Raw genomic sequence first — 22,375 nt, forward strand, 5'->3', positions numbered from 1 at the left:
AAGGCTACCGCGCAGAACGGGAGATTTGACAGCCCGTTTCGCCGACCGCTTCGAGGTACCGACCCGGGCGCTGCCAGCACTGGTCCCGGTTACCCCTTGACGCGCCAATTCACCCGCCCCACACTGTTCTACAACCTTGTAGAAGCCGGAGCGACGACGGTCCGGCCCTGGAATGTGAGCGCTCACAACCGGGCTCCGTCGCGGCCGGCACCTTCCGGACGGAGGCAAAGATGCACCAGTTCCGAACCCGATCAGCCAGTAGAGCCCGACGTCGACAGGTGGCCGTCGCGCTGCTTGTCGCCGCGGGGCTCGCGATCAGCCCTGCCGCGTCGATGGCCGCACCCAGCGTGGTGGCGGCCTATCCCAACCCGGGGACCGTCACCGGGAGCACCGGCGTGCACGACCCGGAGGTCGCCAAGACGCCGTCGGGCGGCTATCTGCTCGCCCACACGGGCAACGGGATCACCCTGAAGACGTCCACCGACCGCACCCGGTGGAACGACGCCGGTGCCGCGTTCCCGAACGGCGTCCCGTGGGCGCACGGGTACACGAACAACAGCAACCACGTCTGGGCGCCGGACATCACCTACGTCAACGGCCGCTACTACATGTACTACTCGGCCTCGACGTTCGGCTCGAACCGTTCGGCGATCTTCCTCGCCACGAGCACCACCGGCGCGCAGGGCTCGTGGACCAACCAGGGCCTCGTCGTCGAGTCGCGGACGTCGGACAACTGGAACGCCATCGACCCCAACCTCGTCATCGACCAGTCCGGCCGCTGGTACCTGAGCTTCGGCTCGTTCTGGTCGGGGCTGAAGATGATCAGGCTCGACGCCGCGACGGGCAAGCGGTCCGGGACCGAGTTCCACAGCATCGCCGGCCGCGGCGGCGGCGCCATCGAGGCACCGACCATCCACTACCGGGGCGGTTACTACTACCTGTTCGTCTCGTTCGACGCCTGCTGCCAGGGCGCCAGCAGCACCTACCGCGTGATGGTGGGCCGCTCGACGTCGGTCACCGGTCCGTACGTCGACCGCGCGGGGACCGCCATGAACTCGGGTGGTGGGACGGAGATCCTGGCGGGCCACGGGAGCATCCACGGCCCCGGCCACCAGGCGGTGCTCGCCGACAACGACGCCGACGCATTCTTCTACCACTACTACACGGACAGCGGGGCGTCCCGCCTGGGCATCAACCTCCTGGCCTACGACTCGGCGGGCTGGCCGTACGTCTACTGAACCCGTTGAGTGCTGGGTATTTGTGTGTTCTGACGGTCAGAACACACAAATACCCAGCACTCAACGCCGACGGTCAGGGGCGGGCGGCCATTCCGGTGCCTTCCGGGGTGTCGCCCGCCGTGACCGTCGCTACCTCCGCGCCGTCCGCCTGGATCGTGTACTCCTCGCCGCTCGTCACGGCGGACGAGGCCAGGACCAGTGCCTGCACGTCCTTGGTCAGCGTCACCTCGGCAACCGTGCTGCCCGACGCGTCGACCACCACCAGGTCCGTACCGGCGCCCAGGGTGTCGAAGGTCGCGGCGACCCAGCCCTCCGAACCGTCGCCCGGCGTCTGCAGCATGCCCGAGGACCCGACCGCGATCAGCGTCCCGCCGTCGACGGTGATCGCGCCGGCGCTGTCGAGCGTGCCGTTGCCGCCGTCCGTCGGGCCGAAGACCGTGACGTCACCGCCCGAGACGGTCAGCGTCCCGTTCGAGTCCAGGCCGTCGCCGCCGGCGTCGACCGTCACGGTGCCGCCGGCGATCGCCAGCGAGAAGTCGCCCGCGGCCTCGCCAGGCATACCGCCGCCGCCCTGGGGCGGGCCACCCTCAGGCATGGTGTCCGACGTCGGGGGCTCGCCCTCCGCCGCGGTCTCCGCAGCCTCTGCGGTCGCCGCGGTGCTCGTGCCACCCGCCGCGTTGAAGCCGTCGTCCGACGAGGTGACGTCGACGGTGCCATCCGTGACAAGGATGTGCGCCGCCTCCAGGCCCTCCACCGACTCGGACACGGTGACCGTCGCATCGCCGACCAGGAGGTCGCTCTCGGCGTGCACGCCGTCGTCGCCGGACGCGACGGTGATCTCGCCGCCGAGAAGCGCCGCGTAGCCCACGGTCTCGCCGTCGTCGTTGGTACCGTCCTCGTTGTCCGCCTTCAGGCCGTCGCCGGTCGCGTCGACGTCGAGGGTGCCTCCGGTGACGACCAGGAAGTCCTTGCCGCGTACGCCGTCGTCCACCGCGGTGACGGTGATGTCGCCGCTCGTGATCACCAGGCCGTCCTTCGAGGCGATGCCGTCGTTGGAGCGGCCCGTCACGTTCAGTGCGCCGGTACCGGAGATCACCATCGAGTCCGACGAGAAGAGTGCCGCGTTCGGCGCGTCCTCGCTGGTGTCCTCGTACGTCGAGGCGTCGGTGAGGCTGTTGGACGAACCGTCTGCCAGGACCACCGAGACGTCGTCCGCCTGCGTGACCGCGATGGCGGAGCCGGTGGAGCTGGTGATGTCGGTGCCGTCGAGCACGAGCCGGACCAGGCCGTCAGCTTCTGAGCTGACGATCACCTGGCCGTCGTCCAGGGTGCCGCTGATCCGGTACGTGCCCGGCGCCGAGATGGTCACCGTGGAGCCGTCCGCGGTGGCGCCGTCCCCCGAGACGGTCGCGCCGTCGCCGTCGAGCGCGACGGTGGTCTCGCTCGCGGTGTCCCAGGTCTCGTCCGCGAGGGCGGCGAGCTCCGTGTAGTCCTCGTTGTCGGCGAGGGCGTCGTCGACAGAGGTGGCGACGTCCGAGATCGTGACCGGTGAGGCGGTGTCGGTGGGTGTCGCCGCGGCAGTGCTGCAGCCGGCGAGCGCACCGATCGCGAGGGCTCCGGAGAGCGTGGCAGTCAGGAAGCGGTTGGGTCGGCGGATTGTCATGAGGGGGTCCTCTCGCTGGTCAGCTGGGTGGTGCAGGTGGTCGTGCCGGGGGTGGAGCGGATGTCGAGACGGCGCCGGACGAGGCGCCGCCAGGGCGCGTCGGGCAGGCCCGGCAGGAGCACGGCCAGCCCGGTCGCGTACTTCGAGATGCGGTCGGGGCGGTGCCCGGCCCGCCAGAGCAGGCGGTCCACCGACGACGGCCCGGAGCCGGCGGCGGTCTTGGTCTCGACCACGACGCGGTCGCCGATCAAGGCACTGCGCGGTTCATCAGATCCGACGTCGTCGGTTGTGAGCAGCTCCCAGACCAGGCCCGTGTCGAGGGTGACCCGGGCGTCGTCGAGCAGGAGCGTGGTGCGGTGGTACCTCGATCGCAGGGTGGGCGTGAGCACCGGTACGGGTGGGGCACCGGCGTCGGCCAGGCGGGCCGAGACGAAGGTGCGCGCCCCGCCGAGGTGGCCGGCGTCGTCGTGCGGCTGCCGCTCCTTGACCGTGGTGCCGCGGCCCGCGCGGGTCTTCACCTCGACGAAGCACGACCCGGAGTCGACGTACGTCCGCGTGCGGACCTTGAACCGACGACGACGGCGCGTCGCCGCCAGGCGGTAGGCGTCGAGCCCGGGGGTGTCGAAGTAGGTCGAGTCGTAGGCGAACGAGCGGGCGCCGTCGATCTCGAGGACCCGTGCCGGCGGGAGCGCGGCCAGCAGGCCGGCCAGCTCGTCCGGGTTCAGGACGTACTTGCGGTCGCGGCGCGTCTGCAGCGCGGCGGTGTCGTTGAGCTCGTCGAGGCCGACCGGGGTGAGCGTCTCGATCATCGGGCCGCCACCAGCTCCGAGCGGCCGGCGCCCGCCGTCCCCTCGTGCACGGTGGTGGGGGCGCCCGTGCCGTCGTCGGTCACGATCGGCAGGCGACGCGCCTCCGAGTAGCGGACGTCCACCCACGTGGAGTCGTTCACGAGATCCAGGCGCTGCACGGAGAGGGCATTGACCCGAGCCCCCAGGAGCTGCTCCAGGTGCGCCACCAGCTCCTCCTGGTCCGTGATCGCGCGATCCAGCACGACCAGCTGGCTGTGGTGCCGCGCGAACAGGCGCGGATGATCGGCAAGGGCCATGACCAGCAGGATCAGCGCGCTGCCCGCGATCCCGAGCCAGCCCGTGCTCGTCCCGAGCCCGCCGAGCAGACCCAGTGCGAGCGAGGCGAAGTAGTAGGCGACCTCGTGCTGCGACAGCTCGGTCGAACGCAGCCGGATGATCGACAGCACACCGAACAGGCCCAGCCCCAGGCCCGCTGCGACGGCGCTCGCGGAGAGCGTCGCGGCGACCGCGAGCACGCCCACGTTGACGCCGAGATAGGCGACGACGAGGTCGCGCCGCCGGTGCCGTGGAAAGTACAGCGCGAAGGTGAGGATGGTGACGGCGACGAGGTCGACCGCGTAGAGCACGAACTGGTTCATCGGTTCTCCGGGGTTTGCGTGGTGATGAACTGCAGGTAAACGCATGGACCCGGGGGTGCCCTGTGGTGGGCCTGGGCTAAGCCTGGAACTGGCTGGGAGTCGCCTGGGCGTGCTTGCCGGACGTCGTTGCTGTGCAGCCGGTCGGTGGAAAGTTGTTGAACAACCTAGATACTTATGTCGGACGCCGCTAGCCTGGTTGTGCAGCGATATCTGCCCGCTCACGCCGGAGGATGACCGACATGGCCGAACCGACAGTGCAGCAGCCCGTGGGGCATCGGCTCGGCCTGCTGGTCCGCGCGGTGCCTCTGCTCCGGCGTAGGGCGCGGGTGGGTGCGGGCGTCCTGCACCTGCACCTGGACCTCGCCGTCACGGACGACGCCGACGCCGCGGCTGCTCTTGAGCGCATCCTCGATGTCCTGGGTCCGGGGGACCGGGTCTACGTCGTCGGCCCGCCTGATGTGGCGGAGCCGCGGGTGGACGACCGGCCGTTCACCATCTGGGCCTGACCGTGCCCGGCCTGGGCTGGCTGGTCGAGCGGCACGTGACCGTCGCGCGCGCCACCGTCGCGACGGTCACCTATGTGCTGCTGGCCACCGCCTTTGTGCTGGGCGTGCTGTGGTTCGCGCTTCCCGGAGAACCGCGCTGGGAGCCGGCGGTCAACTCGCTGACCCTCATCGCGGGTATGACGGGGCTGATCGTGGAGCGGCTGAGCAGCGAGGCGGAACGGCACGCTCAGGTGCTCGCGGCGATCCGGCGCGAGCTGGAGCGCAACCGGGCGGTGCTCGCCGACAACGAGTTCGCGCGGACGACGGACGACCGGCCGCGAGCCGTCTTCGCGCGGCTCGCGGTCTCCGCCGTCGACGCGGCGCTCGTCTCGGGGGCGCTCGACCGGCGCCGGGACACAGTGCTGGTGACCGCACTGCACCGCTGGCGTGACACGGTCCAGGGCTTCAACCGGCGGCTGGATCTCACCGAGAACATGAGCGTGCTGGAGCGGCAGTCGTCGGGGGAGCGTGAGGTGTGGGACGCGGCGATGCGGCTGCGGGGCGGCTACGTCGCCAATACGAGAGCGCAGCTCGAGGAGCTGCTGGCGGTGCTGCCGGTGCGGTGAGTGCTGCTTGTCGGTCGGCCGGTCGGTCGGTCGGTCGCTGAGGCGTCAGGCCGGGTCGCCGGGCGTACGCCGGGAGTACGCGGCCGCGACCGTCCGCTCGGACTGGACGAGGTACTCGTCGAGTTCCGCCGCTGCTGCTGCGCTGTCCCCGGCGAGGGTCATCTCCAGGATGCGCGCGTTGCGCGCCACGTACGGGGCGTGCAGGTACTCCGGGTTGGCGAGCAGGCCGAAGGCGAGGCGCAGCTCGGCCGAGACGGTGGCGTAGAGCCGGTCGAGGTGCTCGGAGTCGCAGAGCGCGACGATCCCCCGGTGGAACTCCATGTTGGCGGTGCCGGCCGTGCGCCAGTCCTTCTCGTCGCGGGCTCGTTCGGCGCTCTCGACGGCCTTGCGCATGATCTCGGTGGCCGGGTGCCCGGGCAGTGCGCCGCGCAGCGCCTGGCCCTCGATCATGCGGCGCACGCGATAGATGTCGAGAATCGACGCCAGCGTAGGGACGGCCACCATGACGCCGGCATGCGGGCGCCGGACGAGCAGGTTCTCGTGGGTGAGCACCCGGAAGGCCTCGCGCAGCGTGTTGCGCGAGACTGCGAGGGTCTCGGCGACTGCCTTCTCCGAGAGGCGTTCGCCCGGGCGAGCCTTGCCCGTGATGATCCAGGTGCGGATCGAGGCTGCCGTGCGCTCGACGAGGTCGCCGACCTTGGCGTCTGAAGGGTCGTCCGCAGTGTTCGCCGCAGCGCCTGCCGCAGTGTCGGAAAGAGGTTCTGCGTCAGCGGTCGTCGCCATGAGGCCACTCTACGGTCGGGTCCGGGTCGCTGGATGATGCGACGCGTCCGGGGGATCTGGCGGTTCTGGTCGTCGGACAGTCGTGGGTTGGGAGAGACGCTCGTCACTGTGTGCCGGGGGCGCCGAAGTCGATTCGTGGAACCGGGCTTCGACCGGGTATCCTGCTACGGCCCGCTCCTCTTGTGGCGGGCAAAGGTAGCGTGTCCGAGCGGCCTAAGGAGCACGCCTCGAAAGCGTGTGTGGGTGAAAGTCCACCGTGAGTTCGAATCTCACCGCTACCGCACCCTGAAGGCCCCCAACCGCAAAATCATGCGGATCTGGGGGCCTTCGTCATGTCGAGGCGCGAAGTGACCGCAGCCATGCTCTCGCTGCTCCGCCGAAGGGTTCTGCCTCCATCTGCACGAGAGGCAGGAGTGATTGTGCGACCTCGGTTGCAGTCGCTATCTGGCTGTCGGTGAGGTGCCCGGACCGGGCTAGCTCGTCGAACTCGTCCTGGTCGACGATGCCGGCGCGACCATCGGTGCTGCGAAACAGGTCCAGCTCCAGGTCGATGAAGGACCACACACCTCCATCAAGCCTCGGCGGCGTGCAGATGTCGATAGTGAGGTCGGTCGAGTCGGTGAACCAGAAGGCGGGCAGGAACCATGCGCCCTCCGCGACAAGCCAGACGGCATCGTGTTCCTGAGCCTCTTCGCGGCGGCCGTCGGGCTGACGGACCGGGTTCCCGCGCCGCGCGCCCAGCCATGTGCCGTGCTCGTCCTGGCCGAGGTGTTCGACCGGCCAGCTGAACCGCTCCGCGCAGGTTCCGTCGATTACTGACATCTTTTCCTTGGACATCCTCAACATGGGATCCAGTCTGGCCTTCCTCGTAGGTTCGGATGCCCTTCCTGCGGTCGCCACCGCCCCGAACGACGCCCACCCGGGCGCGTCGGTCGTCTGCGGTGGACGGCAGGCAGCAGGCGGCGCCGTCCGTCAGCTGCGGGCGCGCTCGGTCGAGACCGAGCGCGCCCAGTCGAGCATCCGCTGCTCGTACCCGGCTGCGGGAAAGGTGCCATCCAGCGAGGTGTCCTCGATGGTCACCGTGGCCACCGCTGAGCGCTCCGGCGGCGCACTCCGCGCACACCGTGGGCTCGTCGGTCATGCTCGCGACCCTAGAGGTTGACGTTACGGAAGTGGCAAGTCGCGGCGGAAACCATGAGCGGGACGGGACGCCGCGCGCCCGGACGGACAACGCCAGGCGTGCCCTACCAGAGCGTCGACGGCCCCGAGACGGCCCAGCCGTCATCGAGAGGCTTGACCCAGAAGCCCAGCGACAGCTCGCTCACCTGAGCGCGGTAGACGATCTCGACGTAGAAGTGGTTGCTGTCGCCCCAGCTGAAGTCCCCGAGATGGAGCTCGCCGAGCCACGACAGGTCGGTGCTCCACGCGTCGGCGGGAAGACCGCTGCCAAGTCCCTCGTCGAGGGTTGTCCCCACCGACCCTTTCCAGAGCGACCTGAGCACGTGCGGGACCGGCGTGTGGTCGACCAGTTGCGCGGCGTCGTCGACCTGCCCGGCCCGGAGCAGGTCGAAGTAGTCACGGACCACCGCTTCGACGTCGGCCCGGGCGGGTGCCTCCGGCCAGGTCCTCATCGCGCCTCGACCCCCGTGCCTGAGCTCTTGGTCATGCGCGCCAGAGTAGGGCCTTGAATGGGACGATCGGCGGCATGACCACTGAGCCCGTGCCTGGGCTGACTTGGAGCCGCTGAATGAGTGCAACCGGACTGTGCATCGACTTCATCACGTCTGGCCGGCTGCTCGGTGCAGACCTGGATTCGAGTCCAGCCGCCTGGGATCGGGCGTTGGGTGGCCCTGACTGGCCGCTCATCGATGTGCAAGGCCGCCGAATGCGGCGCGACTACGGGCTGGTCGAAGTTTCGTTCGAGAAGTGGGACGCGGACTGGACCTGCACCGACGCGAGCGTTCACACGCATCGTTTGCGCGGCGACCCGTCATTGCTCGTGCCTCCAAAGATCCACGCGACATACGGACCCATCGAACCTGTCGTTGCCTCCGCCGAGGTTTTGGAGGGGACACTGGCCAAGGGTGCATTGGCCGAGCTGATCGCCGATCGGGACACAGAGCTGCATTCTCGATACTGGTTCCCGGGGTCTGAGGTCATCGTCTCTGTTCAAGGGCCGGGCCTCGACCTTCCAGGTTCCATCTGGTCGGCTGGCAGGGCGCGGGACGCTGTGAACTGGACAAGACCCGTCACCTGACCCGGGTGTCAGTCGATCAGGGGCCGTTGTCGTCCCTGGAGCCAGGATCACCCATCACGTCAGACGCTATGTGCGTCCACTTACGGCATGCTGGTCGAGCCTGATTTCATCGCACGGGAGTCTGATATCTGATGACTGACGACAGCGCGCGCAACGCCGATCACGACGCCATGACCGACCACTGGTGGTGGCGTCCAGGCTGGCGGATCGGGACCAGGTTCTACGCCTGGCACATCACACAGGACGACCAGGCCGAGGTGCACGACCTCGCGCAGCGGTACCGCACCGCACTGAGCACGATAGAGACCCTCGACCCCATCCCGGACGAGTGGCTGCACATGACCATGCAGGGCGTCGGCCACGTCGAGGACATCAACATCGCGGCCCTCGACTTCGTGACCCTTCGAGTGGCGGACCGACTGCGCGTGCTCGCCCCGATCACGACGTCGTACCTGCGTGCCGACATCTCGAGCGAAGCCGTGAGCCTGACGCCGGACGATCCTGCGGCATTCGCCGAGGTTCGCCGCGCCATCCGGGCGGGTATCACCGACGCGCTCGGCGAGTGCTCGGAATCCGAGGACGGGTTCCGCGCTCATGTCTCAGTTGCGTACGGCAATGCTGACGCCGACGCCGCGCCGATCCGTGAGGCCCTCGACCGAGCCGAGCCGGCAGCGCCGTCGACCGCGACGTACACGAAGGTCTCGCTGATCCGCATGCACCGGGACCAGCGGATGTACGAGTGGGACGTGATCCGTGAGGTTCCGCTCGGCGAGTGACCGGAGCTAGCGACCGTCCAGATCGAGGTACGCCTCGACGTCCGACAGCAAGAGATCGCACCTGGCTACGGTGGCCGGGCTGTCTCCGAGGTCGTCCCGGTCGAGGGTCTCCCGCGCCGTCACGACGGATCCGGGCGGGAACTGCTGCCACGTCAGGTCGAGCGCGACCGTCCCGTCCCCGACCGTGAGCTCGCACCAGAAGTGGATCTCGTGCCGGACGCCGGTCCACACGGTTCCCTTGACGATCTCGCTCGTGGGCAGGAAGTGCTGCACCACGCGCGACGTCGGATAGCACTGGCCGAGCGCGGGATTGCCCTCCTCCCACACCCCGCCGTACGACGTCTTCGCACTCCACGACGCCTCCAGCGCTTCGCGGAGGGTTATGAGATCCACAGGGCCTGTGGACAACGCATCGGGTCGGGGCACGCCGGCAGGTTAGCGGCCTGACGCCGCCGTCGGCCCGGTAGGGTCCCGCGCATGTCGCGACTCGCTCAGCCTCGGTCCACGGTGCCTCGACCGCGGAGGCTCGAGCCCGACGACGTGATCGCGCTCGTCTCGCCAGCCAGCTGGAGCGACGAGCCGTGGGTGGCTCAGAGCGTCGCTACCGTCGAGTCATGGGGGTTCAGGGCACGCGTCGGGCATCACGCCACGGACCGGCTCGGGTACCTGGCCGGCGGTGATCGTGAGCGCGCTGCAGATCTCAACGCCGCGCTCCGTGACCCGGAGGTCAGGGCCATCGTGTGCCTGCGCGGCGGGTGCGGCAGCTTCCGGCTGCTCGCCGACGTCGACACGGACGCCCTGCGCGCGGACCCGAAGCCCGTCATCGGCTTCAGCGACATCACCGCGCTGCACCAGGTGTGGCACCTGGCGGGCGTTCCGTCGGTCCATGGCGCCGTCGCCGGGGCTCGTGCGGGGACCGTCCGGCGGCTGCTGATCGGCGAGCGCGCCGACCCGGTGCGGAGCGACAGCGGCCGGTTCGGTGCCGAGCTCACCACTGGCGGCACGGCTTCCGGGGCGTTGTTCGGCGGCAATCTCGAGATGCTGGCCCGCGGTGTCGGCGTCGTCGACAACGACCTCGCGGGCCATGTCCTGTTGCTGGAAACGCACCGGGAAGTAGGTCTCGGGATGGTCGACCGGGCGCTCACGCAGCTGCTGATGTCGGGCGCTCTCGACGGGATCACAGGTGTTGCGGTGGGCGCCCTGGAGGGATTCGAGGACTACGAGGATCGTGAGTGGACGGTCCTGGACGTCCTTCGCGACCGGCTCGGCTCGCTCGGCGTGCCTGTCTTGGCCGGGCTGCCGCTCGGGCACCTCGAGAATCCGGTGTCTGTCCCGCTCGGGGTCGAGTGCGAGCTCGACGCCGATGCGGGGACCCTGACGGTTGCGCCGCTGGCCGCCTGACCTCAGATCACGTAGACGACGCCGGCGGCCGTCAGGCCGTCGCCGTACCAGTGAATGACGTCGCTGATCCGCTCTGCTCCGAGCCGTTCGTACAGCCTGATCGCGGCGCGATCCTTGAGCACGACGTCGAGCGCGATCGCGAGCCCGTGAGACCGCGCGAAATCCCGCGCGGTCTCCATCAGGAGGTGCCCGGCACCGCTGCCTCGGTGGTCGCGATCGACGAAGAGTCTTGCTGCGATGGCCAGTCGCTCTATATCCCCGCCGGTGTACTTGTGCCAGGCCACCGCGACATCGTCCTCGGGCTGGGCACGGGTGAGAGTGACCTGCCCGATGGGTCCGTCGTCATCTGCGGCGGTCCAGCTCTGTATCTCGTGGGGGTGGCGTAGCCAGGCCTCGGGATCGGCCACGCCTTCGACCGGGTATCCGTCAACGGCATGCACACGCACAAGGGTGCTGGCGAGACTCGGCAGGTCTTCCTCGCGGCGGGGTCGGATCGTCAGGGTCACGCGGTCAATACTCCCCGGCACGTCCCTACGCGGGGGCGTTGGCGAAGAGTGTGACGAGCAGGTCGAGGCGCTGCTCCTGCGCGGACTGCGGGATCCGGCCGCTGCGCAGCAGCACCGCCATGCCGTGGAGCGAACCCCAGATCAGTTCGGCGAGGGCCGTGTTCCTGTCGTTGATCGGGCCGAACGCGCTCACGATCTCGTTGAACGCGGCACGCAACGGGGCCGGAGTCTCGGCGCTGGCCCATTTCACGTTGGTGGGCAAGGAGAACATGGCCTGATACGCGGCCGGGTGCGCGGCAGCGAACTCCAGGTACGCGGTGCAGACCGCGCGTATGGACTCGTGCTCGGGGGCGGCGAGGCGTGCCTCCCGAAGGAGCTCGGCCATCTCGCCGATGCCCTCGATGGCGACGGCGTCGCGGATGGCCTCCATGTTCGCGAAGTGGCTGTAGAGCACCGGTTGGCTGTACTCGACCTTGTCGGCGAGCCTGCGGGTGGTCACGGTCTCCCAGCCTTCGGCCTCGGCGAGTTCGCGGGCTGCAGTGATGATCAGCTGGTGGCGCTCGGCGCGTTGCCGTTCACGGCGTTCAGTAGCAGTCACTCCAATATTCTAGCACCGCTAGTTTTCTGATCACTGATGGCCTATCGTTGAGCGCGGACCTAGCAACGCTAGATTTCGTAACGCGCCTTTTGAGAGGAACCACCCCATGCTTGCCATCATCGCCACCGCCCTCGCCGCGCTCATCGGGCTCGCCGTCCTCGCCATGGGTGCCACCGGCATGCTCAGGCCCCAGTTCTTCGCGACCTTCGGCATCCCGGGCACTGCCCCGGACCCGGTCCTCGACAGCTGGCTCACGGTGAAAGGTGGCCGCGACGTCGGCGCCGGACTCATGCTCCTGGTCGTGATCGCCCTCGGTACCACCTCGCTCGCCGGCTGGGTCATGCTCGCCGCCACGGTGATGCCCGTCTTCGACGGCCTGATCGTCCTGCGCTCCAAGGGGCCTCGCGCGGCCGCTTACGGTGTCCACTTCGCCACCGCGGCGGTCATGGTCGTCGTCGCCGTCCTCCTGCTCCTCGCTTGAGCACGGCCAAGGCCGGTCCCGCGCGGACCGGCCTTCGCCATGTCCTCAGCCGGGGCGTCCTCAGGACTGCCGGCCGGGATCCCGCCGTCGGGCAGCGCGCGCAGGATCTTGTCCCTGAGGCTGCCGAGCTCCGGGTTCGGCGACGAGGCGCAGGATGAGGTCAACGTCATCAGCCCTGGCGACGACTACGGGTGGCCGGACGCCGAGGGCGCGCTCACCACGGCCGAACCTGCGGCACGGCTTCGCGCAGTTCTCCGTAGATGTACATGTCGATGCCCTTCCAGCTGCCGGTCCACAGCGTGAATCCTGGCCGCGTGGCCGGGTGGTCCGTCGCGACATGGATTCCCAGCTGGTTGGCGATTGCCTCTCCTTCTGACCGCCGCGCAGGGTGCATGACTAGGCGGTCCCGGAAGATCTCGACCCATTTGATCCGAGCTTCTCCCAGCTCGGTGAGTAGGTGCGGTTGCCGCATCGTGCGCCTGACGCACGACCGTCTTCAGTGCCTCGACCTGCCGCGACAGGCGCCACGATTCCCGGCCGGCCTCGGCTGTGCCGTCCTCTTCCGAGCCGTGTTCGGTCAGGCGCTGTCCTGCGCGGGACAGGCTCCAGGTCGCCTCGAACAAGTACTTGCGGCTCACGTCCAGAGCTTCGACTCGATACTCCGGCATCACAGCACCCTCTTCGTTGCGGCCATGAATGGCTCCTTCGCTCAGCGGCGTCGACCGGCGTGCGGCGCATCTTTAAAGATGTGACTACCTCCACTGTGAATCGCTTCTTTAAGATGTCAACCGCATCTACAAAGAAGTCGCCTGGAGGACCCCGGCCGTGGGTGACTCGCTTCCGCGAGGGCCGCATAGGCTTGAGCCATGTCTAAAGATGCGAAGCAGGGGGTGGCCGAGACGATTGCGGCCGAACTTCGCGACGCCATCGAGCGCGGGGAGTACCGGCCGGGCGATCAGCTGCCCGGTGAGAACGCACTGATCAAGGACTACGGCGCTGCTCGGCTGACGGTGCGCAGCGCGCTCGGGATGTTGCAGGCCGAGGGCCTGACGACGACGCGTCGTGGGGTCGGAGTCTTCGTGCGCTCTTTCGATCCGATCGTGCGCAACGGCATCAGCCGTGTCAGCGCGCGGAAGTGGAAGGCTGGGCGCAGCGTCTGGGATGACGAGACGCGCGGCCGTCGCCCGACTGTCGATCATTTCGAGATCGTCGCGGAGGTCGATGCTCCCGACGACATCGCCGCCATCCTCGACAGCGACGACAAGGTTGCCACCCGTCGACGGCGTTACCTCCTGGACGACAAGCCCGTCATCGTTGCCACGTCATATCTGCCGGCGGCGCTGGTCGCCGGTAGTCAGATCCTGGCGGAGGACACAGGTGCCGGCGGTATCTACGCACGGCTGGCTGACCTCGGCCACGCGCCGGCTCACTTCCGCGAGGACATCGTCGGCCGGATGCCCACCAAGGCAGAGAGCGAAGAGCTCGCGATGCCCGCCGGAACTCCTGTGTTCGTCGTGACTCGTACTGCTGTCACGGAGTCGGGCGACCCTGTCGAGGTCAACGTCATGGTGATGGACGCGGGTGCCTACGTGCTGCGCTACGACTTCGACGCCTAGCGCGCACATGCCCGAGGCCACCGCAGACGGGAGACTCGCGATCGCCGCAGCGGTCATCGTCCAGGACGGTCGCCTCCTCCTGGTCCAGCGGCGGGTCTCGGAAGGCTCCCTGTCGTGGCAGCTCCCGGCCGGCGCCGTCGAACCTGGTGAGGCCTTCGCCGAGGCGGCGGTGCGCGAGACGGCGGAGGAGGCGGGTCTCGTGGTCGCGGCTGTCACGACGCTGGGGGAGCGCGTGCACCCGGAAACCGGCCGGCTCATCGGCTACGTGGTCTGTCGCGTGCAGGAGGGTACGGCCCACGTCGCCGACACCGACGAGGTTCAGGACATCGCGTGGGCCGCGCCCGCAGAGCTCAGCAGCTACGTGCCGCGCGGCTTCGCGCCGGTCGTGCAGGACTACCTCGCCGCCGCGCTGGGCTGAGTCAGCCGCCAGACCATTCCGCCGTCCGGCACGCCGCCATCCGACGCCCTTCGCCGACGCAGTTGGCGCACCCGAGCGTGCCGTCTACCGAACGCGCTTGGCGGCCGGCGACGGATACGACGTCGGACACCGTGGATGACGTCGAAGTAGCCGCAGCCTCACAGTTGGGTGACGGACTCGGTAAGCGCTAGCGGCTCGGCGTGATCCGCACGCCAAACCTGGACGAGGTAGTCCTCGGTTGGCTCGGTCACGACAAGATCGGGCGCTGTTGCCCTCCCCCGTGCATGTACGCGTAGCCGATACCAGCCGGGACCCGCAGTGCCAATGTTGGGAGTCGTTCTGAAGTCCTGGTTAAACCCACCGATATATGCCGGCTTGTCCCGCACCAGCACGCTGAACTCGGCTACGTCCTCCCAGCCGGACGGCTCTCGACGGGGCTCTGCCTCGTACTCGCGCACCTCCACCGAGACGGGGCCCATCGAGATGCCCGCACGGATCAGGGGCGCCCGGTCCAGGACGGGCAGGCGGTCAACGGCCGCTGGTCGCCGCGGTTGGTACCGGCGGCCCGGTCCAATGAGGCGGGAAATGTCAGAGGTGCTCTCAGGAGGTGCGGGCACGTCCAGCACCAGGTGTTTGATCAGGCCTGGGACATGCGGTGGCAGCCATGAGGTGCCGTGCACGTTGAGGCACGATTCTTCGACGCGCGTCAGGTATCTCATGGCTGCCACCTCGCCGTCACAGGAAGAAGTTGATCCAGAACGCGTCGCCGTCCAGCACCCGCTGAGGCGAGTAGAGCTGGGAGTTCAGGAGGTTGCCCGCTCCCGAGTTCTGAACCTCATCGATCATGCACGCACTGTAACCGGTGGGCCCGGTGATCCCGGTGGGCAGGGTCGTGATGCTGCACCAGTTGAAAGTGCGCCCTGTGCCGCCTCCAGTTGATGCTCCCTCGTAGGTGGAAGCGAACGGATACTCGTCGCAGGACTTTCCAGTTGACCTCGGCAGTGACTGAGGGCATGCCTTGTTTCTGTTGGCATCTCGCAGAGGTGGATCGGTCAGTCGGTGCAGCGGAACGGAGCTGGCACCGAGATTCGCTCCGGGGAGTCCACTGTTCACCGCGGCGGGTACGTGCGATGCGTACTCCGGAAACACCGAGGCATCCCATGTCATGGTGGGCGTGGCGAAGGGGATCACACAACCCGGCCCGCGGTCACCGAGCTCGTTGTCGCATCGGACTTCAGCTGCGTTGCTGATCTCTGCGGTTGCCCACTCCGAGTCCGCGATCAGGTTGACCTGCAGACTCCAGCTCGTGTTGCTCGTACCCTGTCCACCGGCGACGACGGGCCACTCCCACTCGGCCAGTCCGGACTCCTCCGACCCGACGGTCTCCAGCACCGAGACCGGGAACGAGTAGTCGTACAACGCACAGTTGCCGGGGCTGGTCAAGCAGGTCGGCAGTCCCGCGACGTGCAGGCCTTCGGCAGCCAGCCCCGTCATGATCGCCGGGCTCACGGTGAGCTCGTGCGCCCAGTACGGAGTATCGGCAGCCGTGCCAATGTACTGGTAGGCGATCAGCTGGGCGTACCCCACGACCACGGGCACACCGTCACGGCGCTCGTACACCGTGTAGTCGATGGGAACGATCCGGCAGCCGACACTCCGCGTCACGTAGGTGACGCCATCAGCCCCGTGCTCCAGGCACCACTCAGGGATGGGGAAGGTAGGGGCCGCTCCCGGAGAGGTCCGTGCCGCTGCTGGGGCCTCGCTGGCGTCGCCGATCTCGATGCAGCTCCAGATGCCTTCCTTCGACACCGTCGTACAGTCCGCCTCGTCCGGCGACGTTGCGGCTCTCGACGATGATCCGACGGCCAAAGGCTCGCTCGAGACTTGCCACCCATCACCAGACGAGACGACCCAGGAATCGTCAACGGGCGTGATGGACGTGCTGTCACCGTCATCAGCGGCGACCGCAGGCAACCCGAAGACCGAGGCCGACGCGGCCACCAGTCCAGCAGCCACGGCGGACGCCCAGTAGCGAACTTTGCTTGCGCGTGAGGTTCTCCTCGCTCTCCCAATGCTCTGACACTGTTGACGCAAGCAACTTACGCAGAGCGAACATTACGGACAATAGGGGCGCGAGACTGGATGGGGTGAAATCGCTCAGCTGTTGTATTCACAGGAAGCCTCCGACCTGAACGGACGCCGCTGGCCGCGATCGAAGCCACGACGACAAGACGCTGGTGACCGTCCGCTTCTAACGAGCAGCCGCAACCGGGCGCCCCAGCCACCGCAGCGCGTCCGGCATCAGGACCCCCGTGTGATTGGGATGGTGCCCACCGTCGCCGAGCACGAGCCGGAAGTCGTAGTCGGCCTCGGCGAGGGCCGCGGCGACCCGCAGGTTCTCCGCGAGCCAGTTGTTGTCGGGCTGGTTCCAGCGCAGGTCCCGGTGCCCGGCCTGCATGAAGATCCGCAGGGGCTTGCGGGGCATCAGGTGGATCAGCGCCGGATAGTTGTTGCCGCCCGGCAGCTGAGTGAAGCTGGACAGGAAGCCGGCGACCCGGCGAAACCGGTCCGGGTAGTGCCAGGCCACGGTCAGGGCGCAGTTCCCGCCGCTGCTGCCGCCCACGATGCTCCAGCGTTCCGGGTCGTCGGTGATCGCGAACCGCCGTCGGACCTCCGGGACGATCTCCTCGAGGAGGAAGGCGCCGTACCAGCCGTTGAAGGCGTCGTACTCGGCGTCGCGGTTCTTGCGCCGGTCGGGATCCTCGATGTCCGCGAAGACCCCCGGGTCGACGAACACGCCGATCGTCACGGGGATGTCGCCGCTGTGCACGAGGTTGTCCAGGACTATCCCGCCCCGGACCTCGCCGTCGGGGTCGAGGTACCACCAGCCGTCCTGGAAGACGGCGATCCCGGCGGGCTCGGCCGGGTTGTAGGCCGCGGGCACGTGGATCCAGACCTTCCGCGTGGTCCCGGGGTACGCCGCGCTCTCCCAGACCAGCTCGACGGTGAAGCCGTGCGGCACGCCGGGCCTGCGTGCCGAGTCAGGACCGTGCTCGTACCGGACGTCCTCCTGATCGAGAGGTAGCGGAGCAAAGGGTACGTATGCGGTCACACGGCAAGCGTAGGTCGACTGTCACGCCTCGGGACAGCAACAGCTCGGGCCCGACGTCGCCCGCACGTGAGCGGGTGAAAGAAAGCCCCGTTGACCTGCGCAGACATCTTGCGCTACGGCCTGGTCATGGGCTGGACTGGGGCCGCGCCCACCAGCGCATGCTCCTGCATCAACAATCGAGCCCACGTCACCCGTGCCGGCAGCTCAGAGAGAGAAGGACGATGACCGAGAACGATGCGGTACGTGCGGAACGATTCGCGTCCGGCAAGAAGGTCCTCGACTCCGTCCATGACGACCCCGGTCACAACGTCATCGACTCCCTGGCGGACATCGCCCCCGAGCTCGGGCACCAGATCGTCGCGTGGGGTTACGGGGACATCTACGCCCGGCCCGGGCTGAAGCCCAAGCAGCGGCAGCTGGTGACCCTCGGGATCCTCACCGCCCTCGGCGGCAGCGAGGCGCAGCTCGAGGTGCACGTCGGCGCGTCGCTCAACGTCGGGCTCACCCCGGAGCAGATCATCGAGGTCTTCCTGCACAGCTCCGTGTACTGCGGTTTCCCGCGTGCGCTGAACGCCGTCGGCGTCGCGCGGAAGGTGTTCACCGAGCGCGGGCTGCTGCCGCTGGCCGGAACCCCGTAGGTCACGGCCGCGGCAGCGCCGCAGCGTCGCGGTGCTCGACCAGGTCCGACCGCTCCCGTCGGATCCGCTCGATACCCCAGACGCCGAGCGGCGCCAGGGCTGCGTTGAGCGCCCTGCCGTGCTCCGTCAGGGAGTACTCCACGCGCGGGGGGACCTCGGCGTACACCTGGCGGTCGACCAGCCCGTCGGCTTCCATCTCGCGCAGGTGCTGGGTGAGCATCTTCTCGCTGACGCCGGGCAGGCCGCGCCGCAGCTCGGCGAACCGGCGCACGCCGTGCTCGTCGAGCTCCCAGAGGATCAGGCCCTTCCACTTGCCGCTGACGACGTCGAGCGCGGCGTCGATGCCGCAGATGTAAGGGCCGCTCCGGGGTGACTTCGTCATCGCACTGCTCCAGATACTCAAGGGTACTTCCCAATAGGTAAGTACCCCAGTAATTAGTGGGTACTTCCGTGATCGTACGTTCGACGCCGAGCATAGTCACGTACCCACTACGGAGGAGATCTTGATGAGTCACCCCGAACCCGCCGGCGTCACGGTGCTCGGACTGGGCGCGATGGGCAGCGCCCTCGCGGCCACCCTGCTCGACGCGGGCCACGACACGACGGTCTGGAACCGGACGCCCGAGCGGGCAGCCGCGCTCAGCACCCGGGGAGCCACGGCGGCGCCGACGATCGGCGCGGCAGTGACGGCGCAGCCCCTGGTCGTAGCCGTCCTGTTCGATCACGCGTCCGTGCACGAGACCCTCGACCCCGTCATCGAGCAGATGCGGGGCAGCGCACTGGTGAACCTCACGACGACCACGCCGAACGAGGCGCGTGAGCTCGCCACCTGGGCAGCCGGCCACGGCGTCCGCTACCTCGACGGCGCGATCATGGCGACACCACCCATGATCGGCGGCCCAGGGGCGGCGATCCTGTACAGCGGTCTCCGCGAGGTGTTCGACGATGCCCGTCCGGTGCTCGACCGCTGGGCCGACAGCACCTACGACGGCGCCGACAGCGGCCTGGCCTCCCTGTTCGACCTGGCGATGCTCTCGGGCATGTACTCGATGTTCGCCGGATTCCTGCACGGCGCCGCGATGGCTGGTTCCGCAGGGATGAGCGCCACCGAGTTCGCGGGCCGTGCCACGCCGTTCCTCAGCGCGATGACCGACTCGTTCGCGCACTTCGCGTCGGTGATCGACGGCGGCGACTACACGGTCCCGGGACAGCAGAGCCTGGACTTCTCCGACCTCAGCCACATCGTGCGGGCGAGCGAGGAGCAGGGCGTGCAGCCCGTGCCCATCGCCGCGGTGCAGGAGCTGATAGGCAAGCAGATCGCAGCAGGCCACGGAGCCGAGGGCTTCGCGAGAATCTACGAGAGCCTTCGGGCCGACAGCACGGAGGACGCACGATGAACGCACCTGTCACCCTGATCGGCCTCGGCCCGATGGGTCAGGCGATGGTCCACGCCCTGCTGCGCGCGGGGCACCCGGTCACCGTCTGGAACCGGACCCCGAGCCGGGCCGCCGACGTCGTCGCGGCCGGCGCCACCCTTGCCGCCACACCCGCCGACGCCCTCGCGGCGAGCAAGCTCGTCATCCTGAGCCTTACCGACTACCAGGCGATGCACGACATCCTGGGTCCTATGGCGGAGGGGCTCGCGGGCCGCACGCTCGTGAATCTCAGCTCGGACTCGCCGGACCGCACCCGCGAGGGTGCCGCCTGGGCCGAGAAGCACGGCGCCCGCTTCCTGACCGGCGGCGTCATGACGCCGGCACCGATGGTCGGCACCGAGGCGGCGTACGTCTACTACAGCGGCCCGAGCGACCTGATGGAGGCCAACTGGGAGACGCTCGCGACGATCGGCAGGCCGCGCTATCTCGGCGAGGACCTGGGGCTGGCGCAGCTCATGTACCTGGCCAACCTCGACGTGTTCCTGACGTCTCTCGCGTCGCTCATGCACGCCACGGCGCTGCTGGAGTCCGGCGGGGTCACCGCCACGGCAGCGCTGGAGGAGCTGATGCTCACGCTGGTCGGCGTGGGGGAGATGCTCGCGGTCGGCGGGAGTCCCGGCGCCCAGATCGACGCCGGCCAGCACCCCGGGGACCTGAGCACTGCCACCATGATGGGCGCGACGGCGGACCACGTGGTCGCCGCGAGCGAGGCCGTCGGCGTCGACACGGCCCTGCCCGCGGCGGTCCAGGCGCACTACACCTGGGTCCGCGAGAACGGCCACGGGGGCGACAACTGGACCCGGATCATCGACGCGATGCGGCCGCAGGACGGGTCCGGCGGGTCATCCGCGGCTTGACGTCGTGCACGACGGCACGCAGCAGCCCGGGCAGAAAGTCCCGCCCTCTGCGCACGCACCAGGGCAGTCCGGCCTGAACAAGCCAGACCAGCCGCTCCCACACCGACGGCGGCTCGGGCGCCTCAGGCAGCCGCCCGCGGGCCTCGGCGGCCGAGAACGGGGTTGTGTTCGTGACGGACGACGTCGCGTGCACAACCCCGTTCTCATCCACGGTGCCGGGACTGGCGGACAGGGCGGCCGCAGCTGCCAGGGCCAGGGCCCGGTGGCCCAGCGGCGACGGGTGGACGCGGTCGATGTGCCACGCCCTGGACCCGGCCGGTTCGATCGCCCGCGCGGCGTCCACGACGACCACCCGCCCGGGCGCTGAGCCCGCCACCTCCTCCACCGCCGCGTTGATCGACGCCACCCGGCGCCGCATCACACGTCGCACGAGCCGCGGGCCCAGCTCGAACAGGCCGATGGCCGGCAGCAGCACGAGCACGACGTCGGTACCGGCGCGGCACAGCTCGCCGACGGACCGGTGCAGGTCCGCGAGCGTGTGGCGGGCGTCGAAGTCGCTGCGGAGCACGTCGTTGCCGCCCACCAGCACGGTGGCGAGGTGCGGCCGGAGCGCCAGGGCGGCGGCGAGCTGCGTGCCGGCGACGTCGCGCGAGCGCGCGCCCTCGGTGGCGAGGTTGGCGAACGTCTCCGCGCCGAGCACGGTGGCGAGATGTGCTGCCCAGCCGGGGCCGTGGACGGCGTCGGCGCCGACCGTGTCGCCGACGCCCACGGTGATCGAGTCGCCGAGGGCGGCGAGTCGGAAGCCGCGCTCACGTCCCGCCGGCGGCGTCATCTCACCGCTGCCCCACGGGGTCCGGTTCCAGGTCGAAGGCCCTGCGGGAGTGCAGCTCGAGCATCGCGTCGCCGGTGGCGCTCCACGGGAACAGCTCCGCGCGCGCTCGGGCGGCCTTGCGCCGTCCGTCCACGTCGCGGTCCAGCACCTCGTGCAGCGCGAGGGCGAGCGCGGCGGCGTCGGGCGGTGCGGCGGCACCGGCAGTACCGACCACCTCGGGCAGGGCGCTCGACGAGCTGCAGACGACCGGCGTCCCGGACGCCAGCGCCTCGAGCGCCGCGAGCCCGAAGGTCTCGATCGGCCCGGGGGCGATGACGGCGTCGGCGCAGGTCAGCAGCGTTGCGAGCCGGTCGCGGTCCGGGACGAACGACAGGAAGCGGTGCGGCAGCCCGGCAGCCTCGGCCCGGCGTCGCATCTTCGGCAGGAGCGGCCCGGCGCCCGCGACGACGAGCCGCACGGGCCGGCCGTCCCGCACGAGCTGCGCGGCGGCGTCGATCGCGAGGTCCGGGCGTTTCTCCGCGGACTGGCGGCTCGCGAGCACGATGAGCGCGGTGCCGGGCGGTGCGTACAGCGCGCGGGCCTCGTCGGAGTACCGGTCGGGCCGGAACCGCTCCAGGTCGACGCCGAGGGGCACCCGGTAGAGCGGCGGGAGCACGGCGGACCGGTTGCGGTCCGCCAGACGTTCCACCTCGCCGGCCGCGAACTGGGTGGTGGCCACCAGCCGGTCGAACCGGGTGAGCGTGGCGAGGTTGTACCGGTCGGCCAGGACCGGCGCCGTGGCCGCACCGAACGTGGCCGCCGCACCGCCCGCCGCGGCACCGGGGATCCAGGAGCGCAGCACCCCGTCGACGCGCTCGTGCAGCATCATCAGCGACGGGACACCGGCCTCGCGGGCCCAGTCGCCCAGCCCCGCGAGAGTGGTGCGGTCGCTCACCTCGAGCCGGTCGGGCGCGAGGGTCTCGAGCAGGCCCCGCATCTTGCCCGGCTGCACGACCGCGCGGTAGCCGCCGGAGAACGGCACGCGCGGCGCGGCGAGGGTGACCACCCGGACGCCGTCCACGAGCGATACCCCGTCCCGCTTGCCCGGCACGACGAGCACGGGTTCGTGCCCCCGGGACAGGTACTGCCCGGCCATGGCGTGCATAGCGGTCCGGATGCCCCCGGACCGGGGGCTGTAGAAGTTCGCGACGTGGACGATTCGCAAG

General features: G+C 69.3%; 27 protein-coding genes and 1 tRNA gene. 13 read left to right on the forward strand and 15 right to left on the reverse strand.

Going from position 1 to position 22,375, the window contains the following annotated elements:
- The first annotated feature begins 230 nt into the window (after positions 1 to 230).
- Entirely contained in the window at positions 231 to 1,238 is a 1,008-nt protein-coding gene (locus tag ACFO6V_RS22800) for an arabinan endo-1,5-alpha-L-arabinosidase (RefSeq protein ID WP_377139837.1), read from the forward strand.
- A 73-nt stretch (positions 1,239 to 1,311) separates the two neighbouring features.
- Here ACFO6V_RS22800 and ACFO6V_RS22805 read toward each other — a convergent pair whose 3' ends face one another.
- Genes ACFO6V_RS22805 through ACFO6V_RS22815 form a run of 3 tightly spaced genes read right to left on the reverse strand, consistent with a single transcriptional unit; the run spans position 1,312 to position 4,348 of the window.
- Positions 1,312 to 2,901, reverse strand: coding sequence for a carbohydrate-binding domain-containing protein (locus tag ACFO6V_RS22805; protein WP_377139840.1), 1,590 nt, complete (start codon positions 2,899 to 2,901; stop codon positions 1,312 to 1,314).
- Positions 2,898 to 3,710 (reverse strand): polyphosphate polymerase domain-containing protein, encoded by an 813-nt coding sequence (locus ACFO6V_RS22810; RefSeq protein WP_377139843.1) that lies wholly within the window; start codon positions 3,708 to 3,710, stop codon positions 2,898 to 2,900. Before ACFO6V_RS22810 ends, ACFO6V_RS22805 begins: the two co-directional genes overlap by 4 nt.
- A complete protein-coding gene (locus ACFO6V_RS22815) occupies positions 3,707 to 4,348 on the reverse strand; it encodes a DUF4956 domain-containing protein (protein WP_377139846.1) in 642 nt (213 codons plus the stop codon). Before ACFO6V_RS22815 ends, ACFO6V_RS22810 begins: the two co-directional genes overlap by 4 nt.
- A 239-nt stretch (positions 4,349 to 4,587) precedes the next feature.
- On the opposite strand from ACFO6V_RS22815, the gene ACFO6V_RS22820 reads away from it, so the two are divergent.
- Both ACFO6V_RS22820 and ACFO6V_RS22825 read left to right on the forward strand, forming a co-directional pair.
- A complete protein-coding gene (locus ACFO6V_RS22820) occupies positions 4,588 to 4,854 on the forward strand; it encodes a hypothetical protein (RefSeq protein ID WP_377139849.1) in 267 nt (88 codons plus the stop codon).
- A gap of 2 nt (positions 4,855 to 4,856) precedes the next feature.
- Positions 4,857 to 5,459, forward strand: a complete 603-nt coding sequence (locus tag ACFO6V_RS22825; protein ID WP_357451307.1) for a hypothetical protein — start codon at positions 4,857 to 4,859, stop codon at positions 5,457 to 5,459.
- Between the two features lie 45 nt (positions 5,460 to 5,504).
- On the opposite strand, the gene ACFO6V_RS22830 is transcribed toward ACFO6V_RS22825, so the two are convergent.
- A complete protein-coding gene (locus tag ACFO6V_RS22830) occupies positions 5,505 to 6,242 on the reverse strand; it encodes a GntR family transcriptional regulator (protein ID WP_377139852.1) in 738 nt (245 codons plus the stop codon).
- Positions 6,243 to 6,436: 194 nt separating this feature from the next.
- Between ACFO6V_RS22830 and ACFO6V_RS22835 the strand changes: the two genes are divergently transcribed.
- Positions 6,437 to 6,523 (forward strand) — tRNA-Ser (locus ACFO6V_RS22835).
- Positions 6,524 to 6,572: 49 nt separating this feature from the next.
- On the opposite strand, the gene ACFO6V_RS22840 is transcribed toward ACFO6V_RS22835, so the two are convergent.
- Complete coding sequence (locus tag ACFO6V_RS22840) at positions 6,573 to 7,079, reverse strand: DUF402 domain-containing protein (protein ID WP_377139855.1); 507 nt, start codon at positions 7,077 to 7,079, stop codon at positions 6,573 to 6,575.
- Positions 7,080 to 7,486: 407 nt separating this feature from the next.
- Positions 7,487 to 7,873, reverse strand: coding sequence for a hypothetical protein (locus ACFO6V_RS22845; RefSeq protein WP_377139858.1), 387 nt, complete (start codon positions 7,871 to 7,873; stop codon positions 7,487 to 7,489).
- Positions 7,874 to 7,989: 116 nt separating this feature from the next.
- Between ACFO6V_RS22845 and ACFO6V_RS22850 the strand changes: the two genes are divergently transcribed.
- Both ACFO6V_RS22850 and ACFO6V_RS22855 read left to right on the forward strand, forming a co-directional pair.
- Positions 7,990 to 8,499, forward strand: a complete 510-nt coding sequence (locus tag ACFO6V_RS22850) for a hypothetical protein (RefSeq protein WP_377139860.1) — start codon at positions 7,990 to 7,992, stop codon at positions 8,497 to 8,499.
- Positions 8,500 to 8,630: 131 nt separating this feature from the next.
- Entirely contained in the window at positions 8,631 to 9,275 is a 645-nt protein-coding gene (locus tag ACFO6V_RS22855; RefSeq protein ID WP_377139863.1) for a 2'-5' RNA ligase family protein, read from the forward strand.
- Positions 9,276 to 9,281: 6 nt separating this feature from the next.
- On the opposite strand, the gene ACFO6V_RS22860 is transcribed toward ACFO6V_RS22855, so the two are convergent.
- Complete coding sequence (locus ACFO6V_RS22860) at positions 9,282 to 9,668, reverse strand: YunG family protein (protein WP_377139866.1); 387 nt, start codon at positions 9,666 to 9,668, stop codon at positions 9,282 to 9,284.
- 84 nt (positions 9,669 to 9,752) lie between these two features.
- On the opposite strand from ACFO6V_RS22860, the gene ACFO6V_RS22865 reads away from it, so the two are divergent.
- The gene (locus tag ACFO6V_RS22865; RefSeq protein ID WP_377139869.1) at positions 9,753 to 10,676 is read left to right on the forward strand and encodes a S66 peptidase family protein; all 924 of its coding nucleotides are present in this window, start codon (positions 9,753 to 9,755) and stop codon (positions 10,674 to 10,676) included.
- Between the two features lie 2 nt (positions 10,677 to 10,678).
- Here ACFO6V_RS22865 and ACFO6V_RS22870 read toward each other — a convergent pair whose 3' ends face one another.
- Positions 10,679 to 11,182, reverse strand: a complete 504-nt coding sequence (locus ACFO6V_RS22870) for a GNAT family N-acetyltransferase (RefSeq protein WP_377139872.1) — start codon at positions 11,180 to 11,182, stop codon at positions 10,679 to 10,681.
- Positions 11,183 to 11,207: 25 nt separating this feature from the next.
- The gene (locus tag ACFO6V_RS22875) at positions 11,208 to 11,780 is read right to left on the reverse strand and encodes a TetR/AcrR family transcriptional regulator (protein ID WP_377139874.1); all 573 of its coding nucleotides are present in this window, start codon (positions 11,778 to 11,780) and stop codon (positions 11,208 to 11,210) included.
- A gap of 106 nt (positions 11,781 to 11,886) precedes the next feature.
- Between ACFO6V_RS22875 and ACFO6V_RS22880 the strand changes: the two genes are divergently transcribed.
- From ACFO6V_RS22880 to ACFO6V_RS22890, 3 genes are all read left to right on the forward strand, one after another.
- The gene (locus ACFO6V_RS22880; protein WP_377139877.1) at positions 11,887 to 12,261 is read left to right on the forward strand and encodes a DUF4267 domain-containing protein; all 375 of its coding nucleotides are present in this window, start codon (positions 11,887 to 11,889) and stop codon (positions 12,259 to 12,261) included.
- Positions 12,262 to 13,127: 866 nt separating this feature from the next.
- Complete coding sequence (locus ACFO6V_RS22885; RefSeq protein WP_377139880.1) at positions 13,128 to 13,877, forward strand: GntR family transcriptional regulator; 750 nt, start codon at positions 13,128 to 13,130, stop codon at positions 13,875 to 13,877.
- A gap of 7 nt (positions 13,878 to 13,884) precedes the next feature.
- Positions 13,885 to 14,295 (forward strand): NUDIX hydrolase, encoded by a 411-nt coding sequence (locus ACFO6V_RS22890; protein WP_377139883.1) that lies wholly within the window; start codon positions 13,885 to 13,887, stop codon positions 14,293 to 14,295.
- Positions 14,296 to 14,453: 158 nt separating this feature from the next.
- Here the strand turns inward: ACFO6V_RS22890 and ACFO6V_RS22895 are convergent, their stop codons facing one another.
- The 3 genes from ACFO6V_RS22895 to ACFO6V_RS22905 all read right to left on the reverse strand — a co-directional run bounded on the left by ACFO6V_RS22895 (position 14,454) and on the right by ACFO6V_RS22905 (position 17,407).
- Positions 14,454 to 15,014: a hypothetical protein gene (locus ACFO6V_RS22895; RefSeq protein WP_377139886.1), complete on the reverse strand. Its 561-nt coding sequence runs from the start codon at positions 15,012 to 15,014 to the stop codon at positions 14,454 to 14,456.
- A 16-nt stretch (positions 15,015 to 15,030) separates the two neighbouring features.
- A complete protein-coding gene (locus tag ACFO6V_RS22900) occupies positions 15,031 to 16,311 on the reverse strand; it encodes a NucA/NucB deoxyribonuclease domain-containing protein (RefSeq protein ID WP_377139889.1) in 1,281 nt (426 codons plus the stop codon).
- Between the two features lie 235 nt (positions 16,312 to 16,546).
- On the reverse strand, positions 16,547 to 17,407 hold the full coding sequence (locus tag ACFO6V_RS22905; RefSeq protein WP_377139892.1) for an alpha/beta hydrolase: 861 nt from the start codon (positions 17,405 to 17,407) through the stop codon (positions 16,547 to 16,549).
- A gap of 221 nt (positions 17,408 to 17,628) precedes the next feature.
- On the opposite strand from ACFO6V_RS22905, the gene ACFO6V_RS22910 reads away from it, so the two are divergent.
- Positions 17,629 to 18,045 (forward strand): carboxymuconolactone decarboxylase family protein, encoded by a 417-nt coding sequence (locus tag ACFO6V_RS22910; protein WP_377139894.1) that lies wholly within the window; start codon positions 17,629 to 17,631, stop codon positions 18,043 to 18,045.
- Between the two features lies 1 nt (position 18,046).
- Here ACFO6V_RS22910 and ACFO6V_RS22915 read toward each other — a convergent pair whose 3' ends face one another.
- On the reverse strand, positions 18,047 to 18,427 hold the full coding sequence (locus tag ACFO6V_RS22915) for a winged helix-turn-helix transcriptional regulator (RefSeq protein ID WP_377139897.1): 381 nt from the start codon (positions 18,425 to 18,427) through the stop codon (positions 18,047 to 18,049).
- A 124-nt stretch (positions 18,428 to 18,551) separates the two neighbouring features.
- On the opposite strand from ACFO6V_RS22915, the gene ACFO6V_RS22920 reads away from it, so the two are divergent.
- Positions 18,552 to 19,442: an NAD(P)-dependent oxidoreductase gene (locus tag ACFO6V_RS22920; RefSeq protein ID WP_377139900.1), complete on the forward strand. Its 891-nt coding sequence runs from the start codon at positions 18,552 to 18,554 to the stop codon at positions 19,440 to 19,442.
- Positions 19,439 to 20,338, forward strand: a complete 900-nt coding sequence (locus ACFO6V_RS22925) for an NAD(P)-dependent oxidoreductase (protein ID WP_377139902.1) — start codon at positions 19,439 to 19,441, stop codon at positions 20,336 to 20,338. Before ACFO6V_RS22920 ends, ACFO6V_RS22925 begins: the two co-directional genes overlap by 4 nt.
- Here ACFO6V_RS22925 and ACFO6V_RS22930 read toward each other — a convergent pair.
- Together ACFO6V_RS22930 and ACFO6V_RS22935 are read right to left on the reverse strand one after the other, a co-directional pair.
- Complete coding sequence (locus ACFO6V_RS22930; protein WP_377139905.1) at positions 20,286 to 21,170, reverse strand: SGNH/GDSL hydrolase family protein; 885 nt, start codon at positions 21,168 to 21,170, stop codon at positions 20,286 to 20,288. The genes ACFO6V_RS22925 and ACFO6V_RS22930 overlap by 53 nt on opposite strands.
- 1 nt (position 21,171) lies before the next feature.
- Positions 21,172 to 22,374: a glycosyltransferase gene (locus ACFO6V_RS22935; RefSeq protein WP_377139907.1), complete on the reverse strand. Its 1,203-nt coding sequence runs from the start codon at positions 22,372 to 22,374 to the stop codon at positions 21,172 to 21,174.
- Between the last annotated feature and the right edge of the window lies 1 nt (position 22,375).

Origin of the sequence: Promicromonospora alba (assembly GCF_042654905.1) — a bacterium.
Taxonomy (GTDB): Bacteria; Actinomycetota; Actinomycetes; order Actinomycetales; family Cellulomonadaceae; genus Promicromonospora; species Promicromonospora alba.

What these genes read in the sequence shown, in the direction of transcription:
- ACFO6V_RS22845 (WP_377139858.1), bottom strand. Translation starts at nt 7,873, where the DNA reads ATGAGGACCTGGCCGGAGGCACCCGCCCGGGCCGACGTCGAAGCGGTG.
- ACFO6V_RS22880 (WP_377139877.1), top strand. Translation starts at nt 11,887, where the DNA reads ATGCTTGCCATCATCGCCACCGCCCTCGCCGCGCTCATCGGGCTCGCC.
- ACFO6V_RS22925 (WP_377139902.1), top strand. Translation starts at nt 19,439, where the DNA reads ATGAACGCACCTGTCACCCTGATCGGCCTCGGCCCGATGGGTCAGGCG.
- ACFO6V_RS22805 (WP_377139840.1), bottom strand. Translation starts at nt 2,901, where the DNA reads ATGACAATCCGCCGACCCAACCGCTTCCTGACTGCCACGCTCTCCGGA.
- ACFO6V_RS22850 (WP_377139860.1), top strand. Translation starts at nt 7,990, where the DNA reads ATGAGTGCAACCGGACTGTGCATCGACTTCATCACGTCTGGCCGGCTG.
- ACFO6V_RS22855 (WP_377139863.1), top strand. Translation starts at nt 8,631, where the DNA reads ATGACTGACGACAGCGCGCGCAACGCCGATCACGACGCCATGACCGAC.
- ACFO6V_RS22910 (WP_377139894.1), top strand. Translation starts at nt 17,629, where the DNA reads ATGACCGAGAACGATGCGGTACGTGCGGAACGATTCGCGTCCGGCAAG.
- ACFO6V_RS22840 (WP_377139855.1), bottom strand. Translation starts at nt 7,079, where the DNA reads ATGTCCAAGGAAAAGATGTCAGTAATCGACGGAACCTGCGCGGAGCGG.
- ACFO6V_RS22890 (WP_377139883.1), top strand. Translation starts at nt 13,885, where the DNA reads ATGCCCGAGGCCACCGCAGACGGGAGACTCGCGATCGCCGCAGCGGTC.
- ACFO6V_RS22895 (WP_377139886.1), bottom strand. Translation starts at nt 15,014, where the DNA reads ATGAGATACCTGACGCGCGTCGAAGAATCGTGCCTCAACGTGCACGGC.
- ACFO6V_RS22885 (WP_377139880.1), top strand. Translation starts at nt 13,128, where the DNA reads ATGTCTAAAGATGCGAAGCAGGGGGTGGCCGAGACGATTGCGGCCGAA.
- ACFO6V_RS22820 (WP_377139849.1), top strand. Translation starts at nt 4,588, where the DNA reads ATGGCCGAACCGACAGTGCAGCAGCCCGTGGGGCATCGGCTCGGCCTG.
- ACFO6V_RS22830 (WP_377139852.1), bottom strand. Translation starts at nt 6,242, where the DNA reads ATGGCGACGACCGCTGACGCAGAACCTCTTTCCGACACTGCGGCAGGC.
- ACFO6V_RS22865 (WP_377139869.1), top strand. Translation starts at nt 9,753, where the DNA reads ATGTCGCGACTCGCTCAGCCTCGGTCCACGGTGCCTCGACCGCGGAGG.
- ACFO6V_RS22930 (WP_377139905.1), bottom strand. Translation starts at nt 21,170, where the DNA reads ATGACGCCGCCGGCGGGACGTGAGCGCGGCTTCCGACTCGCCGCCCTC.
- ACFO6V_RS22800 (WP_377139837.1), top strand. Translation starts at nt 231, where the DNA reads ATGCACCAGTTCCGAACCCGATCAGCCAGTAGAGCCCGACGTCGACAG.
- ACFO6V_RS22810 (WP_377139843.1), bottom strand. Translation starts at nt 3,710, where the DNA reads ATGATCGAGACGCTCACCCCGGTCGGCCTCGACGAGCTCAACGACACC.
- ACFO6V_RS22915 (WP_377139897.1), bottom strand. Translation starts at nt 18,427, where the DNA reads ATGACGAAGTCACCCCGGAGCGGCCCTTACATCTGCGGCATCGACGCC.
- ACFO6V_RS22920 (WP_377139900.1), top strand. Translation starts at nt 18,552, where the DNA reads ATGAGTCACCCCGAACCCGCCGGCGTCACGGTGCTCGGACTGGGCGCG.
- ACFO6V_RS22815 (WP_377139846.1), bottom strand. Translation starts at nt 4,348, where the DNA reads ATGAACCAGTTCGTGCTCTACGCGGTCGACCTCGTCGCCGTCACCATC.